Annotated in this window: 16 protein-coding genes and 1 tRNA gene; 11 read left to right on the top strand and 6 right to left on the bottom strand. The window is 62.9% G+C overall.

The genetic code is table 11. The features are described from left to right. Positions 1-140 precede the first annotated feature (140 nt). From queE to HU764_RS19590, 3 genes are all read left to right on the top strand, one after another. Positions 141-788, top strand: a complete 648-nt coding sequence (queE, locus tag HU764_RS19600; RefSeq protein WP_027594660.1) for a 7-carboxy-7-deazaguanine synthase QueE — start codon at positions 141-143, stop codon at positions 786-788. A 17-nt stretch (positions 789-805) separates the two neighbouring features. Beyond that, positions 806-1,480: a 7-cyano-7-deazaguanine synthase QueC gene (gene queC / locus HU764_RS19595; RefSeq protein WP_186703807.1), complete on the top strand. Its 675-nt coding sequence runs from the start codon at positions 806-808 to the stop codon at positions 1,478-1,480. Positions 1,481-1,541: 61 nt separating this feature from the next. Then, positions 1,542-1,617, top strand: a tRNA-Lys gene (locus HU764_RS19590). Positions 1,618-1,686: 69 nt separating this feature from the next. On the opposite strand, the gene HU764_RS19585 is transcribed toward HU764_RS19590, so the two are convergent. The 3 genes from HU764_RS19585 to HU764_RS19575 form a co-directional block, all read right to left on the bottom strand. Next, the gene (locus HU764_RS19585; protein WP_027594658.1) at positions 1,687-2,646 is read right to left on the bottom strand and encodes a cation diffusion facilitator family transporter; all 960 of its coding nucleotides are present in this window, start codon (positions 2,644-2,646) and stop codon (positions 1,687-1,689) included. Between the two features lie 76 nt (positions 2,647-2,722). Then, positions 2,723-4,789, bottom strand: a complete 2,067-nt coding sequence (locus HU764_RS28270) for a methyl-accepting chemotaxis protein (RefSeq protein ID WP_186703808.1) — start codon at positions 4,787-4,789, stop codon at positions 2,723-2,725. 66 nt (positions 4,790-4,855) lie between these two features. Continuing rightward, positions 4,856-6,208: an APC family permease gene (locus HU764_RS19575; RefSeq protein ID WP_186680979.1), complete on the bottom strand. Its 1,353-nt coding sequence runs from the start codon at positions 6,206-6,208 to the stop codon at positions 4,856-4,858. A gap of 473 nt (positions 6,209-6,681) precedes the next feature. Here HU764_RS19575 and HU764_RS19570 point away from each other — a divergent pair, with 473 nt between their 5' ends. After that, complete coding sequence (locus HU764_RS19570) at positions 6,682-8,190, top strand: YdgA family protein (protein WP_186703809.1); 1,509 nt, start codon at positions 6,682-6,684, stop codon at positions 8,188-8,190. A gap of 215 nt (positions 8,191-8,405) precedes the next feature. Next, on the top strand, positions 8,406-9,464 hold the full coding sequence (nadA, locus tag HU764_RS19565; protein WP_027594654.1) for a quinolinate synthase NadA: 1,059 nt from the start codon (positions 8,406-8,408) through the stop codon (positions 9,462-9,464). Between the two features lie 118 nt (positions 9,465-9,582). Here the strand turns inward: nadA and HU764_RS19560 are convergent, their stop codons facing one another. Further along, complete coding sequence (locus tag HU764_RS19560; protein ID WP_027594653.1) at positions 9,583-11,019, bottom strand: M48 family metalloprotease; 1,437 nt, start codon at positions 11,017-11,019, stop codon at positions 9,583-9,585. A 120-nt stretch (positions 11,020-11,139) separates the two neighbouring features. Between HU764_RS19560 and HU764_RS19555 the strand changes: the two genes are divergently transcribed. Next, positions 11,140-11,379 carry a sulfurtransferase TusA family protein gene (locus HU764_RS19555; protein WP_186680975.1) on the top strand — a complete coding sequence of 80 codons (240 nt, stop codon included), beginning with the start codon at positions 11,140-11,142 and terminating at the stop codon, positions 11,377-11,379. Positions 11,380-11,399: 20 nt separating this feature from the next. After that, positions 11,400-12,470, top strand: coding sequence for an AI-2E family transporter (locus HU764_RS19550; protein WP_027594651.1), 1,071 nt, complete (start codon positions 11,400-11,402; stop codon positions 12,468-12,470). Positions 12,471-12,591: 121 nt separating this feature from the next. On the opposite strand, the gene HU764_RS19545 is transcribed toward HU764_RS19550, so the two are convergent. Both HU764_RS19545 and HU764_RS19540 read right to left on the bottom strand, forming a co-directional pair. Then, positions 12,592-13,065 carry a peroxiredoxin gene (locus HU764_RS19545; protein WP_013973794.1) on the bottom strand — a complete coding sequence of 158 codons (474 nt, stop codon included), beginning with the start codon at positions 13,063-13,065 and terminating at the stop codon, positions 12,592-12,594. A gap of 10 nt (positions 13,066-13,075) precedes the next feature. Further along, positions 13,076-13,636, bottom strand: a complete 561-nt coding sequence (locus HU764_RS19540; RefSeq protein ID WP_027594649.1) for a glycine cleavage system transcriptional repressor — start codon at positions 13,634-13,636, stop codon at positions 13,076-13,078. A gap of 259 nt (positions 13,637-13,895) precedes the next feature. Between HU764_RS19540 and dapA the strand changes: the two genes are divergently transcribed. From dapA to purC, 4 genes are read left to right on the top strand one after another with little or no spacing between them, the layout of a single operon-like run. Beyond that, complete coding sequence (dapA, locus tag HU764_RS19535) at positions 13,896-14,774, top strand: 4-hydroxy-tetrahydrodipicolinate synthase (protein ID WP_099430204.1); 879 nt, start codon at positions 13,896-13,898, stop codon at positions 14,772-14,774. 17 nt (positions 14,775-14,791) lie between these two features. Next, a complete protein-coding gene (gene bamC, locus HU764_RS19530) occupies positions 14,792-15,910 on the top strand; it encodes an outer membrane protein assembly factor BamC (RefSeq protein ID WP_186680973.1) in 1,119 nt (372 codons plus the stop codon). Continuing rightward, on the top strand, positions 15,911-16,669 hold the full coding sequence (locus HU764_RS19525; protein ID WP_027594646.1) for an MBL fold metallo-hydrolase: 759 nt from the start codon (positions 15,911-15,913) through the stop codon (positions 16,667-16,669). It abuts the gene before it with no gap. A gap of 29 nt (positions 16,670-16,698) precedes the next feature. Further along, positions 16,699-17,409: a phosphoribosylaminoimidazolesuccinocarboxamide synthase gene (purC, locus tag HU764_RS19520; RefSeq protein WP_012315794.1), complete on the top strand. Its 711-nt coding sequence runs from the start codon at positions 16,699-16,701 to the stop codon at positions 17,407-17,409. Positions 17,410-17,418 lie beyond the last annotated feature (9 nt).

Genomic DNA, 17,418 nt, shown 5'->3' with positions numbered 1-17,418 from the left:
ACCCGCGCGAGTCGCGGGTTTTTTCGTTAGAATCAGTGCCCTTTTTCCTAAACACGCTGCTGCGGATAACGCCATGTCGAGTCCGCGACAGTGCCTGACGGAGGCGGACAGCCTGTTTAGCTGTCACGCCCGTGGCGATCATGCAAGACACATTACGCATCACCGAAGTCTTTTACTCGTTGCAGGGTGAAACACGAACGGCTGGGCTGCCCACGGTATTCGTGCGCCTGACCGGTTGCCCCCTGCGCTGTCAGTACTGCGACAGTGCCTACGCCTTCACTGGCGGCACTATTCGCACCCTCGATTCGATCATGGAACAAGTGGCCGGCTTCAAGCCGCGCTACGTCTGTGTCACCGGTGGCGAACCGCTGGCCCAGCCCAATGCCTTGCCTTTGCTCCAGCAGCTGTGCGATGCCGGCTACGAGGTCTCGCTCGAGACCAGTGGCGCCCTGGATATTTCCGGCACCGACACCCGCGTCAGCCGTGTGGTCGACCTGAAGACCCCAGGCTCCGAGGAGTCGCACCGCAATCGCTATGAGAACATCGAGCACCTGACCCGCAACGACCAGGTCAAGTTCGTGATCTGCTCCCGTGAGGATTATGACTGGGCCGTGTCCAAGCTGATCCAGTACAACCTGGCCGAGCGTGCCGGCGAGGTGTTGTTCTCGCCCAGCCACCACCAGGTGAGCGCAAGTGACCTGGCCGACTGGATCGTTGCCGACAACCTGCCCGTACGTTTCCAGTTGCAGCTGCACAAGTTGCTGTGGAACGACGAACCCGGACGTTGATTGAGGAGTTGCAGTACATGACTGATAAACGCGCGGTAATCTTGCTGTCCGGTGGCCTGGACTCGGCCACGGTGGTGGCCATGGCCAAAGCCGAAGGCTACAGCTGCTACACCATGAGTTTCGACTATGGCCAGCGTCATCGGGCCGAGCTCGATGCTGCCGCCCGTGTGGCGCGTGACCTGGGTGTGGTCGAGCACAAGGTCATTGGCCTGAGCCTGGACGGTATCGGTGGCTCGGCCCTGACCGACAGCAGCATCGACGTGCCGGAAACCCCAGGTGAAGGCATCCCGGTCACCTACGTACCGGCGCGCAACACCGTTTTCCTGTCCTTGGCCCTGGGCTGGGCGGAAGTGCTCGAAGCGCGTGACATCTTCATCGGCGTCAATGCCGTGGATTACTCCGGTTACCCGGACTGCCGCCCCGAATTCGTCGAAGCCTTCGAGCGCATGGCCAACCTGGCGACCAAGGCGGGTGTCGAAGGGCAGGGCTTTCGCATCCAGGCACCGTTGCAGAACATGAGCAAGGCGCAGATCGTTCAGGCGGGCATCGCCCGGGGTGTGGATTACAGCCTGACGGTTTCCTGCTACCAAGCCGACGATCAAGGCCGTGCTTGCGGCAAATGCGACAGCTGCCGCCTGCGTGCTGATGGCTTCAAGGCTGCCGGGGTGACCGACCCAACGCGTTATTTTTGATTTTTTTTATGGCGAGGTGTTGATTTCCCGTTAGAAATCAGTATTATACGCGCCATCCAACGGGTCGTTAGCTCAGTTGGTAGAGCAGTTGGCTTTTAACCAATTGGTCGTAGGTTCGAATCCTACACGACCCACCATATGCAGTAAGTCAAAGCCCGCTACCGGCAACGGTAGCGGGCTTTGTCGTTTCTGGCGCGAACTGCCGGTTACTCAGCCCACTCCGGATCCCCGGTAAACACCACGGTCAACCAACGGTCCGGCCCTTCGCCGCCCACGGCATCGCCGATCTCGTTGCGCAGCGCATCCCACTCATCGATGGTTTTCGCGCCCATGCCGGTAGGCACGATGAAGTACAGCTCGATCTCCCGCGAGCGCCCTACCTTGGCCACATAGGCGCGGTACGACTGCAGCCCGTGGCGCGCAACGAAGGCCTTGGCGACTTCGTCGACATGCAGTTTGAGGTCCCCTGGCGTCACCAGGAATATCTCTGAAAACGCCTGGCGTACCACCGACAGCGGCAGTGGAATAATCACCAGGCAGACCAGTGCCAGCACCGCCGGGTCGATGTACGGGGACATCCATTCCCACTGCGTGCCCTGTACCGCATAGCCAAAGCAGAAAGCGATCAGCAACGCGGCGGTGATGCTTGCCGACATCACCCAACCCTTGACGTCCATGCGTACGAAGTCCGACCCCAGCTTGCGATTGGCTCGGGCTTCGACGACTGCGATGGTCACGCAGGCGATCACGGTCAGTACCGCGTAGACCATGGCGATGCCGAACTCCAGGTGCCGCCCGCCTTGCAGCACGCTGCTGACGGCGTTGATCAGCGCATAGATGGCCACGCCGCTGAGCAGGATGCCATTGAGCGCTAGCACCATGGGTTCCAGGTGCCAGAAGCCCATGGTGAAGCGCTCACGCAGCTTGCGTGACATCTGCAGGCTGGTGGCGTGAGAGGTGATCAGCTTGACCACCACCAGCGACAGGCCGCTCATGCTGGCGTCGACCAGCGAGTAAACGCCGTCGAAGATGATCGAGAACGAGCCCGAGGCCAAGCCGAAGGCAATGCCGATGGTGGCGATGAATAGGGTAACGGCGATCGAGGTGCGTAGCAGGCCTTGTTCGCTGGTGATGTCGAAGAACGGGGTTTTGTTTGTTGCTTGCATGGGTAAAGCTCTTTCAAAAGGTGGGTTGCCTGTGCTGGCCCTTTCGCGGGCAAGCCCGCGAAGAGGCCGGTACCGGCTAAACGCGAAACTGCTCCATCAAGGCTTGCTGCTGATTGGCCAGCCGGTTCAGCGCCTGGCTGATCCGCGCCGATTCATCGGCCTGGCCAGCCAGCGATTCTGTCACATCACGAATACCTGCCACGTTACGGTTCACTTCCTCGGCCACCGCACTTTGCTCCTCGGCTGCCGACGCGATTTGCAGGTTCATGTCGCTGATCACCGCCACCGCCTCGCCGATACGCTGCAGGGCCGGCAGCGCCTGTTCCATGCGCGTTGCGCTGGCCTGGGCCTGGCGCTGGCCCTCGTGCATGGCGCCCACCACATCCAGGGTACCTTGCTGCAGGCCCTCGATGACCTGGCGGATTTCCTCGACCGACACCTGAGTACGCTGGGCCAGGCTGCGCACTTCATCGGCGACCACGGCGAAGCCACGGCCAGCCTCGCCGGCGCGGGCCGCTTCGATGGCGGCATTGAGCGCCAGCAGGTTGGTCTGCTCGGCAATCGCGCGGATCACCTCCAACACCGAGCCGATCTGATCGCTGCGGCTTTCCAAGGTGCGCGCCTCGTCCATCGCGGTGTTCATGTCGGCTGCCAGGCGGTCGATGGCCTGGCGTGTGCTGGCAATCAGTTGCAGGCCTTCGCGGCTTGCCTGGTCGGCGCCACGTGCCGCCTGGGCGGCTTGGGAGGCGTTGTGGGCTACATCCAGCGCGGTGGCGCTCATTTCGTTGGCCGCGGTGGCGACCTGCTCGATTTCCCGGTGCTGTTGCTGCATGCCGCTACTGGTCTGGCTGGCGATGGCGGCGGACTGGTCGGCAGTGCCACGGGCTTCCTGCAGCGAGCCTTTGACCTGGGCGATCACCGGCTGGAGTTTGTCGAGAAAGCGGTTGAACCAGCCGGTCAGTTGGCCCAGTTCGTCCTCGCGGGCATAGTCCAGGCGGCGCGTGAGGTCACCTTCGCCGCTGGCGATGTCTTTCAGGCGCCCGGCGACGACAAGGATTGGCCGCGTCACGCCGCGTGCGGTCAGCCAGACCAGTGCCAGGCCCAGTACAGCGGCGCCAAGGCCGATCAGCAGGCTGGTGAGGTTGGCGGTTTGGTTGTGCGCATCCAGGCGTTGGTTGAGCGCCATGGCCGGTGCTTGCAGCACGCTTTCAGGCAACTCCAGCAACACTTGCCAGGGCGCTGCGTCGGGGATGGGGCTGAACGGGTGAGCAACGCGCAGCAAGCCGTTCGGTACCGCCGCGTCCAGCGCCTTGCCGAGCTGGCTGCTGTCGCGGCTGTGGCCCGCCAGCAGGCCGGCCGGGCTGACGATGCTGACCTGGCCCTGGCCGTCGAACAGCTCCTGGCGGCCGTTCAGGCTCAACTGCTGCAGGTTGTCCAGGCCTATGTCCAGGCCGACCACACCGACGACCTTGCCGTTTTCCAGCAGGGGCAGGGCAATGCTGGTCATCAGCACCTGGCGGCCGTTGACCTCGTCGAGGTACGGCTCGAGCATGCAAGTCCGCGCGGTTTCTTGCGGGCAGGTCAACCAGCGGTTCTGCGGGCTGCCGCTGGTGCTGGTGCGGGTGTCGGCGAGCATCGCCTCAGGCATGGCTTCTTGCTCCAGGGTGCCTGGGCGTGGCTGCGACCAGTACAGCGAGAAGCGCCCGCTGTCGTTGCTGCCCACGGCCTCCTGCGCGACGAACTGGCGGTCCTGGTGGTCCAGCGCGTCCGGCTGGAACACCAGGTACAGGCCGATCACGTCCGGGTTGCTGGCCAGGCTGGCGCGCGCCTCGCGGGTCAGCTCGCCACGCAAGTCGTTGCCGCCGCGGGCCTTCAGCACCTGTACCAGGCGTCGGAAGCCATTACCGTGCTGATAGGCATCCATGAAGTAGCGCTGGATACGCAGCGCCTGGGTTTCGGCGTGCGCCTGCAGGCGCAGGCGCGCGCTGTGGTCGAGCATTTCCGAGTTGGCCTGGCTGACCAATGCCGCGCTGCGCCGGGCCTGGGTCAGCGAGGTGGTGACCAGCAGTGCGACGATGGCCAGCAGGCACAAGCCGGCAAGCAGGGTGATCTTCCACTGGATGGAGAGGCGACGCAGCGACATGAGGGCTTTCCTTTTCGATCAAGGACAACGCCCGCGGTCAGGCGCGGGCGTTGTCGGCAGCGTGGGTCATTCAGCAATGCAGTTCGGTGGCGCAACCCTGAAGGCCTTGGTCAGCCAGGCCAGGTAGATCACCCCGAGCAGTGCCCAAAGCCCGCCGAACATCAAGGAGTGCTCGTTCAGGTCCAGCCACAGCGAAACGATGATGCAGAAGCCGATGGTCGGCAGTACCAGGTACTTCAGCTTGTTGGCCAAGCCTTTGCGGTTGCCTTCGCGCAGGTAGCAGTGGTTGATCACCGACAGGTTGACGAAGCTGAACGCGACCAGGGCGCCAAAGTTGATGATCGACGTGGCGGTGACCAGGTCGAAGAAAATCGCCGACAGCGAAATCAGCCCGACCACGGCGATGTTCATCACCGGCGTCTTGTAGCGTGAATGCAGGCGGGCAAAGATGCTGGCCGGGATTACATTGTCGCGGCCCATCACGTACAGCAGGCGCGAGACGCTGGTCTGCGAGGCCAGGCCCGAGGCGATGGTATTGATCACGGTGCAGGCGATGAACACGGACTGGAACAGCTTGCCGCCCACGTACAGGGCGATCTCCGGCAGGGCGGCTTCCTGGTCATGGAAGCGCGCCATGGTCGGGAAGTAGGCCTGGATGAAGTACGACACCAGGATGAACACCATCCCGCCGATCAGCGCGGTCAGGAAGATGGCCCGTGGGATGGTCTTGCCCGGGTCGCGGGTTTCTTCCGACAGGCACGTCACTGCGTCGAAGCCCAGGAACGAGAAGCACAGGATGGTGGCACCAGCGGCCAAGGCGCTGAGGTGGGTCTGGTTGTCGGCGAACGGCAGCAGGCTCCAGGTGGTGCCCAGCCCTTCGCCGTGGCCCAGGCCACGCACGCAGAGGTAGATGAACACCGCAATGATCGCGACCTGCACCGCCACGAACAATAGGTTGAAGTGGGCCACCAGGTTGATGCTGCGCATGTTGATCAGGCTGATCAGGCTGACGAACCCGGCCACCCAGACCCACGCCGGCACTTCTGGGAACATGGCCGACAGGTAGAGCTTGGCCAGCAAGGCATTGACCATGGGCAGCAGCAGGTAGTCCAGCAGCGATGACCAGCCCACCAGGAAGCCCACGTGCGGGTTGATGGCGCGCTGGGTGTAGGTATAGGCCGAGCCCGATTGTGGGAAGCGTCGTACCAGGGTGCCGTAGCTCACCGCCGTGAACAGGATACCGGCCAGCGCCAGGATGTAGGCGCTGGGCACGTGCCCGGCGGTGATGCCGGAAACAATGCCGAAGGTGTCGAACACGGTCATCGGCGTCAGGTAGGCCAGGCCGATGATCACCACGTGCCAGAGGCGCAGGGATTTGCGGAATTGGTCGCCGCCGGAAGCGCTGTGGTCAGGCTGCATGCTGGCATGGCTCCTGCGGCTGGACGTGAACGGCGGGCACAGTGAGTTGCGCATGCGGCAAGGGCGAGCGGGTGGGCTCCATGTTGTTCACCTTTATTGTTCGGAGCAGAGGGAGGCGCGTGCGAGGCGCCGGTTGTTCTTTGTGGGGTGGGCGCGGTGCAAGTGGTGAAAATAAAAAACGATGGGTAGGTTGGTGTCAAGTTAAACATGACAAGATGTTGCCAAACTGAAATATTTATCGATTTCAATGGGGTTTTGTTCAGTTTATGCGCGTTTTTTTGCTCTTTTGATCGATTTAGATGTTCGTAAAAATGAACAAATAGGATGTTGCCTATGGGCCTATCAGACGGATCCTAAACGCGGGATTTCTCGGTTTCGGCCACCACCTGGCCGTGGCTGCGGTGATATTCTTCAGGCCTTGCGTGGCACCTTGGCCACGTGTAAGCCCTTATGGACAGCATTCGGTTCTATTCATGAAGAAATCAGTAGGCATCCTTACCGGCCTGGCCATTGCCATTGCCGTCGCAACCACCGCTGGCGCCTGGTACACCGGCGAGCGCTTGCCTGCGGAGCTGGAATATTCCGTCAACCGCAGCAACGCCGAACTGAAAAAAGCCCTGGTGGGCGTCGGTGGCAGCCTGACCGTCGAACTGGTCTCGCTGGATCGGCACTTCTTCAGCAGTACCGCCCAGTACCGGCTCAAGGCCAAGGACATCAACCTGGGCGACGACGAAGTGGTCAGTTTCGATGTAGGCATGACCGACCAGATCGAGCACGGCCCATTCCCGTGGTCGCGGGTCAAGGCACTGAAGCTGATGCCCGTGCTGGCTGTCAGCAACAGCACCCTGCAGAAGGACGATTTCACCGCCCCCTGGTTCGCGGCAGCGGGCGAACAGGCGCCGGTCAGCGCGCAGACTAGCCTAGGCTACGGCGGCAACGTCGACAGTACGGTCCTGCTGGCCCCGCTCAAGGTCAACGAAACCGACGGCAACAGCCTCGCGTTCTCGGGCATGCAGTTGCAGCTCAGCGGCGACCGCGAAGGCAAGGCGACGAAATTCCAGGGCAGCGCCGAGCGCTTCGAAATGAAGTGGGTGCACGATGATCAGCCGCCTGCCACCTTCGAGCTGAAGGGCTTGAAGGTCGACGGCGACCTGGCCGCCACCCAGCATGATGCGATCTATGTCGGCAAGGTCGACCTGTCGCTGGCGGAAACCAAGGTGACCTTGGGGCCCAAGCAGCAGGTGCTGTCGATCAAAGGCTTTGAGCAGAAAGCCCAGCAAGCCCTCGACGGCCCGGACACCGTCGGTGGGCGCGCGGATTACACGCTGGCGGATATCACCTGGGACGGCCGCGCCGTCGGCAATGCGCAGATGGCCGTGAGCATCAAGTCGGTCAATGCACCGGCGCTGCAAGCGCTGTCGCACTGGTACCAGGCGCACTTGCCGGAGTTCGAGGCTGCGGCCGCAGCGGGCCAGGCAGTGCCACAGATCCAGATGGACGAAGCCGAGAAGGCCAAGTTCCAGGCTGACCTGCAGCAGCTGCTGGCCTCCAAGCCCAAGCTCGCGGTAGAAAACCTGTCGTTCAAGACCGCCAACGGCGAGAGCCGCTTCAACCTGGCAATGGACTTCGCCAGCCCGGCCTCCTTCGACCTGCCGCCCGACCAGCTGAGCAAACAACTGATCACCGAGGTCAAGACGTCGCTGTCGCTGTCCAAGCCGATGATCGGTGACCTGGCAACCTTGCAGGCGCTTTTGGACGGGCAGACCGATGCCCAGGCCATCGCCATGCAGTCGAGCCAGGCAGGTGAAATGGTTGGCATGATGGCGCTGCAGAGCGGCATGGCCACGGTGCAGGGCAACGACGTGGTGACCCGCCTGCACTATGCCGATGGCATGGTCGACTTCAATGGCCAGAAGATGACCGTAGAGGAGTTCGCCATGCTGATGTCCATGCGTCTTGCCGCCTTGCAGCCGCAAGGTTGATTCGCTAAGCCTGCCCCGGCCCGTTCGCCGGGGCAGGCTGCATAAAAACCCCTTTTGAATTCCCTCGATTGTCTGTAGCCTTCGGCGTCCGATAATAATCCGCGCCCGCAGAGGGCCGTGATGGCCTGAGCGCCGTCCGGCGCCCTTAGCCGATCTGCCAGGGCCGGGTGATACACTCGATTTGATGCGCGCACGCGCTTGCAGGTCCAGCGATCATGACCCAGATTTCCGAACGCCTGTTGGTTCAGGCCCACCTCGACGCCAAACAGCTCAACCCGCTGACAGCCGAGCAGGAGGCCGAATACCGTGCGGCCATCGCTGCCGAGCTCAAGGCCCAGAACGCCGTGCTGGTCGCCCATTACTACTGCGACCCGGTGATCCAGGCGCTGGCCGAAGAAACCGGCGGCTGCGTATCCGACTCGCTGGAAATGGCCCGCTTCGGCAAGAACCACCCCGCCGAAACCGTGGTCGTCGCCGGCGTGCGCTTCATGGGTGAGACGGCAAAAATTCTCACCCCCGAAAAACGCGTGCTGATGCCCACCCTGGAAGCCACCTGCTCCCTCGACCTGGGTTGCCCGGTCGAAGCGTTTTCGGCGTTCTGCGACCAGCACCCGGAACGCACCGTGGTGGTGTATGCCAATACCTCGGCGGCCGTGAAGGCCCGGGCCGATTGGGTGGTGACCTCGAGCTGCGCACTGGAGATCGTCGAAAGCCTGATGGACAACGGCGAGACCATCATCTGGGGCCCGGACCAGCACCTGGGCCGTTACATCCAGAAGCAGACCGGTGCCGACATGCTGCTGTGGGACGGTGCGTGCATCGTCCACGAAGAATTCAAGTCGCGTCAGTTGGCCGACATGAAGGCGCTTTACCCGGATGCCGCAATTCTGGTCCACCCCGAATCGCCAGAATCGGTGATCGACCTGGCTGACGCGGTTGGCTCCACCAGCCAGTTGATCAAAGCCGCGCAGACCCTGCCGAACAAGACCTTCATCGTCGCGACCGACCGCGGCATCTTCTACAAGATGCAGCAGCTGTGCCCGGACAAGGAATTCGTCGAGGCCCCGACTGCCGGTAACGGTGCTGCGTGCCGCAGCTGCGCGCACTGCCCGTGGATGGCGATGAACACGCTGGAGCGGGTGTTGGAATGCTTGCGCACGGGCAGCAACGAGATTTTTGTTGACCCGGCGTTGGTGCCCAAGGCGATCAAACCGCTTAACCGCATGCTGGATTTCACCCAGGCGGCGCGCTTGAAGCTTTCGGGTAACGCCTGAAAATGCTGGGGCCGCTCTGCGGCCCATTCGCAGCACAACACTGCCCCTACAGGGGAATGCGATCTCCTGTAGGAGCAGCCTTGTGCTGCGAATGGAGCGCAAAGCGCTCCCGAAAAACTCAGCGCCCCATCATCTCCCTGACCATCCGCTGCTGCTCCATGACCTCGCGCTGGCGCTGATCGATCTGTGACGCCAGCGGGAAGTTGCTCCCCGCACGACGCTTGGCGTAATCCAGCTGCTGGATAGCCTGGTCGAAGTCACCGACCAAGGTGAAGTACTCGGCACGCGCCCGGTGCAAGCCGATGGTATTACCCGACAACCCCCGCACTTCGGCAACGTCGTACCACACATCCGGATCGTCCGGCCGGCTCTTGAGCAGGTCGTTCAGTACTTTTTCCGCTTCAGCTGGCTTGTTCTGCTTCACCAGCAGGTCGGCCCGCACCTGTTTCAGCGGGTAGTTGCCCGGGTACAGCCCCTGCATGCGCTCGGCACGCTGCTGGGCGTCAGCGAGGCGGTTGTTGGTGATGTCCAGGTCGATCTGCGCGAGGTTATAGGTAATGTCGTTGGGCGCTTTGGCCAGCAACGGCTTGAGCAGTTCGCGGGCTTCGTTGAGCTGGCCGCCCTTGATCTGCGCCAGGGCCAGGCCATAGCGTGCGGCGTCCAGCTTGGGGTCTTCATCCAGCTGGGCGCGGAAGCGCTTGGCGGCAAGGCCTGGGGTGCCTTCGTAGGTGAGGGCCACGCGGGCGCGGATCAACTGGTAGCGCTGGGTGTCTTCGATGCCGCCCTTGGGCGCCTGTTCGGCGCGGTTGCGGGTGTCGGCAACGCGCGACTCGGTAACCGGGTGAGTCAGCAGGAATTCTGGCGGCTTGGCATCGTAGCGGTACTGACGCGCCAGGCGCTCGAACATGCTCGGCATGTTGCGCGGGTCGTAGCCGGCCTTTTCCAGGTTCTGGATACCGACGCGGTCGGCTTCCTGCTCGTTCTGCCGCGAAAAGCGCCGCTGCTCTTGGATCGCCGCCGCCTGGGTGCCGGCAATCATGCCGATGCCAGCGTCGCCAGCGCCCCCGGCCGCCAGCACGATGCCAGCCAGCAGCGCTGCCATCATGGGCAGTTGCATGCGTTGCTGGGCTTCGACGCCACGGGCAAAGTGGCGCTGCGACAAGTGCGCCAGTTCGTGCGCCAGTACCGAGGCGTATTCGCCCTCGGTCTGGGCATTGAGGAACAGGCCGCCGTTGACCCCGACGATGCCCCCAGGGGCGGCGAATGCGTTGAGCTCGCGGCTGTCGATCAGGATGAATTCCAGGCGTCGGTCCTGCAGCTGGCTGGTTTCTGCAAGGCGGTACACGCTGGTTTCGACGTAGTCTTTGAGCTGCGGGTCGTTCAGCTGGTTGACCTGGCCACGCAACAGGCTGAGCCAGGCGCGGCCGAGCTGGTGTTCCTGCTGCGGCGAGACGATCGCAGAGCTGGCATCACCCAGTGATGGCAGGTCGTCAGCATGGCCGGGAAGGGCCATCAGGCAGGCCAGCGTCAACAGGGTAGGGCGCAGTAGATTCATGCACGAAGCTCGCGTCGGGTCAAAGGCCTCTACTGTAGCCCGCTCACACGTTGGCGACCAGTGGCGGTATCCTAGCGGGTCTGTTACCAAAGACGTCTACCCGCGTGTGGAGAACCCCTGATGAGTGACACCCTGACCTGCGACGCCGAACTCGACGCCAGCGGGCTGAACTGCCCCCTGCCACTGCTGAAGGCGAAGATGGAACTCAACCGCCTGGCCAGTGGCGGGGTGCTCAAGGTGATTGCCACCGATGCCGGCTCGCAACGTGACTTCCGCACTTTTGCCAAGCTGGCCGGTCATACGCTGCTGCACGAAACGGCCGAGGCCGGTACCTACACCTACTGGCTGCGCAAGGCCTGAGTCTTAACCAAGGATCGTCAATGTTCAAAGTGCTTCGCGACTGGATGCAGCGCTACTTCTCCGATGAAGAAGCGGTGGTGCTGGCGGTCCTGCTGTTTCTGGCGTTTACCGCGGTACTGACCCTGGGCGGCATGCTCGCGCCGGTGTTGGCGGGGATGGTCCTGGCGTTCCTGATGCAAGGCCTGGTCAACGCCTTGGAGCGTCTGCGCGTGCCTACTCGGCTGGCGGTGGCGGTGGTGTTCGCGCTGTTCATGGGGGCGTTGGCGGTCATCCTGCTGGTGCTGGTGCCGTTGCTCTGGCATCAGCTGATCACCCTGTTCAACGAGTTGCCCGGCATGCTCGGCAAGTGGCAGTCGCTGTTGTTGCTGCTGCCTGAGCGCTACCCACACCTGGTGTCGGATGAGCAGGTGTTGCGAGCTATCGAGTCGGTGCGCGGTGAAATCGGCAAGTTCGGCCAATGGGCGCTGACCTTCTCGCTGTCGAGCCTGCCGCTGCTGGTCAACGCCATGATCTACCTGGTGCTGGTGCCGATCCTGGTGTTCTTCTTCCTCAAGGACCGGGAAATGATCGCCCGCTGGGTCAGTGGTTATCTGCCACGCCAGCGCACCCTGTTGAACCGGGTGGGCAGCGAGATGAACCGGCAGATTGCCAACTACATCCGTGGCAAGGGTATCGAGATCCTGATCTGCGGGATTGCCACCTACATCGCCTTCATCAGCCTGGGGCTCAACTATGCCGCGCTGCTGGCGCTGCTGGTGGGCTTGTCGGTGGTGGTGCCTTATGTGGGCGCGGTGGTGGTCACCGTGCCGGTGACGCTGATTGCCTTGTTCCAATGGGGCTGGGGGGACCAGTTCATCTACCTGATGACGGTGTACGCGATCATTCAGGCACTGGATGGCAACGTGCTGGTGCCGCTGCTGTTTTCCGAGGCGGTCAGCCTGCACCCGGTGGCGATCATCTGCGCGGTGTTGTTGTTTGGTGGGCTCTGGGGCTTTTGGGGGATCTTCTTCGCGATCCCGCTGGCGACGCTGTTCAAGGCCGTGCTGGATGCCTGGCCGCGGCAGGAGCCGAGTGTTTCGCCACTGCTCTGAATGACACGGGGGCCGCTTTGCGGCCCATTCGCAGCACAAGGCTGCTCCTACAAGGGTTAACGCTGCTGTTGTAGGAGCAGCCTTGTGCTGCGAATGGGGCGCGAAGCGGCCCCAACCAATCTCAAGCCTTGTTCAAAGCCTGGGCCGCCGCCAAAACGGCATCCACATGCCCGGGTACCTTCACCCCACGCCATTCCTGGCGCAGCACACCGTCCTTGTCGATCAGGAAGGTGCTGCGGTCCACACCCATGTATTCCTTGCCATACAGCTTCTTCAGCTTGATCACGTCGAACAGCTGGCACAGGGCCTCGTCCTTGTCGCTGATCAGCTCGAACGGGAAGCCTTGCTTGGCCTTGAAGTTCTCATGCGACTTGATGCCATCGCGCGACACGCCGAACACCACGGTGTTGGCTGCGGCGAAGGCGTCATGCTGGTCGCGGAAACCCTGGCCTTCGGTGGTGCAGCCCGGGGTGCTGTCCTTCGGGTAGAAGTACACCACCACCTGGCGGCCCTTGAGCTCGGCGAGGCTGACCGTCTGGCCGCTGGTGGCCTGGGCCTGGAAATCGGCAACGGGTTGGTCGAGTGCTACGGCCATAGGGGCTTCCTTACACGGGGTTCTGTGGGCGCCAAGGCTCGATCAGCGCATCCAGGTTCAAGGCATCGGCAAAGTCCAGGAACTGGTCACGCAGCCAGCTGATCTGGGTGCCGGCGGGCAGGATCACGGTGAACTGGGCGTTGAGCATGCTGCTGCCGGTTTGTGGCGCCAGGTAGGTGTCGCAGGTCATGGCTTCGAGCTCGACGCGGTGGTCGAGGAAGAACTGGCACAGCTCATTGATGATGTCCGGGCGGTAGGCCGCACTGACATAGGCCACGTAAGGCAGCGCCTGCGGGCGCACCTCCTGGTCGGCGCTGCGCACCACATCGAGGGTCAGGCCGTGCTTTTTGCCCAGGCCCGGCAGGGAAGCTTCAAGACGCGCCAGGGCGTCCCAGCTGCCACCGACCTGCAGCACCAGGGCGCTGGTCTCGCCATGGCGGCTCAAGCGCGAAGTGACGACCGCGCAGCGGTTTTCGAAGGCAGCGCGGCTGAGGACGTTGGCCAGTTCCATGGGGTTTGGGCCCAGGGCACTGATGACAAGGAATTGTTCGCGGACGGTGGGGGTGGACATGCAGCATTCCTAAAGCGATGAGCGGTCGGTGCAGGACAGGCAAAAGCCTCCAGTCGGCAGGGCCCGGGGCTCGCATGCGAGGTCGTGGACGCCGGCGGGGAGCAAGGTCGACGGCCCGGCGGGCCGCGCTGCACCGATCAAAGGGCCAAGGGTAGCGAAATAAGCCGCCGAGGGGAATGCTCCGCCCGCCTGCTTCGCTTGTGCAAGGCCGATGCCCCCAGTACCATTACCGCTCTCTTTTTCCGGCAGGAGCAGTTACATGATTGCGGGCAGTATGGTGGCATTGGTCACTCCCATGGATGCACAAGGGCGTCTTGACTGGGACAGCCTCGGCAAACTTGTAGACTTCCACCTGGAAAACGGCACTCATGCGATCGTCGCCGTCGGCACCACCGGCGAGTCGGCCACCCTGACTGTTGAAGAACACATCGAGGTCATCGAATTTGTTGTCAAACGTGTCAATGGCCGCATCCCGGTCATCGCGGGCACCGGCGCCAACTCCACGTCGGAAGCCGTGCACCTGACCCAGAACGCTAAAAACGCTGGCGCCGATGCCTGCCTGCTGGTCGTGCCGTACTACAACAAGCCGACCCAGGAAGGCTTGTACCAGCACTTCAAGCACATCGCTGAAGCCGTCGACATCCCGCAGATCCTCTACAACGTGCCCGGCCGCACTTCGTGCGACATGCAGGCCGAGACCGTGATCCGCCTGTCGACCGTGCCGAACATCATCGGCATCAAAGAAGCCACCGGCGACCTGGCCCGCGCCAAAGCCATCCTCGATGGCGTCAGCAAGGACTTCATCGTCATGTCCGGCGACGACCCGACCGCTGTCGAGCTGATCCTGCTGGGCGGCAAGGGCAACATCTCCGTGACCGCCAACGTCGCCCCGCGCGAAATGGCCGATCTGTGCGAGGCCGCCCTTGAGGGCAATGCCGAGAAGGCCCGCGCGATCAACGAAAAACTCATGCCGCTGCACAAAGACCTGTTCTGCGAAGCCAACCCGATTCCGGTGAAGTGGGCGCTCGTTGAAATGGGCCTGATGCACAAGGGCATTCGCCTGCCGCTGACCTGGCTGAGCGAAGGCTGTCACGAAAAAGTCCGTACTGCCTTGCGCCAGTCCGGCGTACTGGTTTAATCGAGGAAGTACACCGCATGAAGCGACTGGCTGGTCTTTCCGCCCTTGCCCTGATCATTTCCAGCACCAGCGGTTGCGGCTGGCTGTGGGGCGACGAGGGTTATTTCCGCGACCGCGGCAGCGATTACCTGCAGGCGCACCCGACTGCGCCGATGCAACTGCCGCCGGACGCCAGCAACGTCAAGCGCCTCGACCCGCTGTTGCCTATTCCGCGTAACGTTGCTGATGACCGTGCCACCGGCGAGTTCGAAGTACCGCGCCCGCAGCCCCTGACTGCGGGTGCCGAAGTCAGCGATTTCAGCCTGCAGCGCAGCGGCAACAGCCGTTGGGTCCTGGCCCAGCGCTCGCCCGCCGAAGTCTGGCCGGCAGCCCGTCAGTTCTTTGAAGACAATGGCTTCCGCATTGCTGAAGAGCGCCCACAGACTGGCGAATTCAACACCACCTGGCAGCGTTTCGACGAACTCTCCGCGTCACTCGGTCAGCGCCTGGCGAGCACCGCCAGCAGCGCAGACAGCGAAGTGCGCGTGCGTGTACGCATGGAGCCCGGCGTGCAACGCAACACCTCCGAGGTGTACATCGTCAGCGTCGAGCGCCCGGCCGGCAGCACCGCCGAACCTGGTTTCCCGTCCTCGTCCAGCAACACCGGCGCTGATGCCCTGCTGGTCGACGAAATGCTTGCCAGCATGAACCGCAGCGCCGAGAAGGGCGGGTCGGTCTCGCTGCTGGCCGCACGCGATTTCGATGCCCCGAGCCGCGTCAGCCTGAGCGAAGACGGCAGCGGCAACCCGGTGCTGTACCTGGGCGCCGACCTGGATCGCGCCTGGTCTAGCGTAGGCCGCGCCTTGGAGCAAGGTGGCGAGTGGCGTGTCGAAGACATCAACCGCAGCTTGGGCCTGTACTACATCAACCTGTCCGAAAAGCCTGAGGACAAGCAGAACGAGCCGGGCTTCTTCAGCCGCCTGTTCGGCAGTGCGCCGTCCAAGGAAGAGCGTGAAGCCCGTGCCGAACGCTACCAGGTGCGCCTGAGCAAGGTCGGTGAAAGCGTCCAGGTAACGGTCGAGAAAAACATCAACACCGTGGCTCCGGCCGATGTCGCCCGCCGCGTGCTGAGCGCCATTCAGGACCACCTGGGTTAAGTGCGCTTCGCGGTACTCGGAAGCGGCAGCCAGGGAAACGGCACGCTGATCGCCAGTGGTGACACGCTCATCCTGGTCGATTGCGGGTTTTCCCTGCGTGAAACCGAGCGGCGCCTGGCGCTGCTCGGGGTCAGCGCAGCACAGCTGAGCGCCGTGCTGGTCACCCACGAACATGCCGACCACGTGCATGGGGTGGGGTTGCTGTCGCGGCGCTACAATGTACCGGTCTACCTCAGCCAAGGGACCTTGCGCGGCCTGCGCAAGCCGGTGGAGGTGGCCGGTTTTCTCGCGTGTGGCGACAGCCTGCGCATCGGTGGCCTGGAGGTGACGGCGGCGCGCGTCGAACACGACGCCTACGAGCCGTTGCAGTACGTGTTCAGCGACGGCCGACGGCGTTTCGGCATGCTCACCGACCTGGGCTCGTACGATGCCTTGTTGCTGGAGCGCTACCAAGGCCTGGATGCCTTGTTGATCGAGGCTAACCACTGCCGTGACCTGCTGGCGCGCGGGCACTACCCGGCCTTCTTGAAGCTGCGGGTGGGTGGCGCGCAAGGGCATTTGAACAATCACCAGGCTGCGCGCCTGGTGGACGAGTTGGGCTGGAGCAACCTGCAACACCTGGTGCTGGCCCACCTCAGCAGCAAGAACAACCTGCCACAACTGGCCCGCCAGTGCTTCGTCGACACCCTTGGGTGCGACCCGGACTGGCTTCAGGTGGCGAATCAGGAACACGGGCTCGACTGGCGCGAAATCGCCTAGCCCAACTACTCAAGCAAGCGGAGCCCATCATGGAAAAACGCGAAGAACTTTACCGCGGCAAGGCCAAATCGGTTTACAAGACCGACGACGCCGACCGCTTGATCCTGCTGTTCCGCAACGACACCTCGGCCTTCGACGGCAAGCGCATCGAACAGCTCGACCGCAAAGGCATGGTGAACAACAAGTTCAACGCCTTCATCATGCAAAAGCTCGAAGAAGCCGGCGTGCCGACTCAGTTCGACAAGCTGCTGGGCGACAACGAGTGCCTGGTGAAGAAACTCGACATGATCCCAGTCGAGTGCGTCGTGCGTAACTACGCCGCGGGCAGCCTGGTCAAGCGCCTGGGCGTGGAGGAGGGCATCAAGCTGGAGCCGTCCACCTTCGAACTGTTCCTGAAGAACGACGAGAAGGGCGACCCCTTCATCAACGAATCCCACGTTGTCGCGTTCGGCTGGGGCACCGCCGAACAGCTGGCCGAAATGAAAAAGCTGTCGCTGAAAGTCAACGAAGTGCTGAACAAGCTGTTCGATGACGCCGGCCTGCTGCTGGTCGACTTCAAGCTGGAGTTTGGCGTATTCCACGGCCAGATCGTCCTGGGCGACGAATTCAGCCCAGACGGCTGCCGCCTGTGGGACAAAGAAACCCGCAAGAAGATGGACAAGGACCGCTTCCGTCAGGGCCTGGGCGACGTGATCGAAGCCTACGAAGAAGTTGCCAAGCGCCTGGGCGTGCCGCTGTAAGCGGCCTGT

Source organism: Pseudomonas kermanshahensis, from assembly GCF_014269205.2.
GTDB lineage: Bacteria > Pseudomonadota > Gammaproteobacteria > Pseudomonadales > Pseudomonadaceae > Aquipseudomonas > Aquipseudomonas kermanshahensis.
Note: the sequence above shows the minus strand (reverse complement) of the source record. Positions and strands in the feature narration are given on the sequence as shown.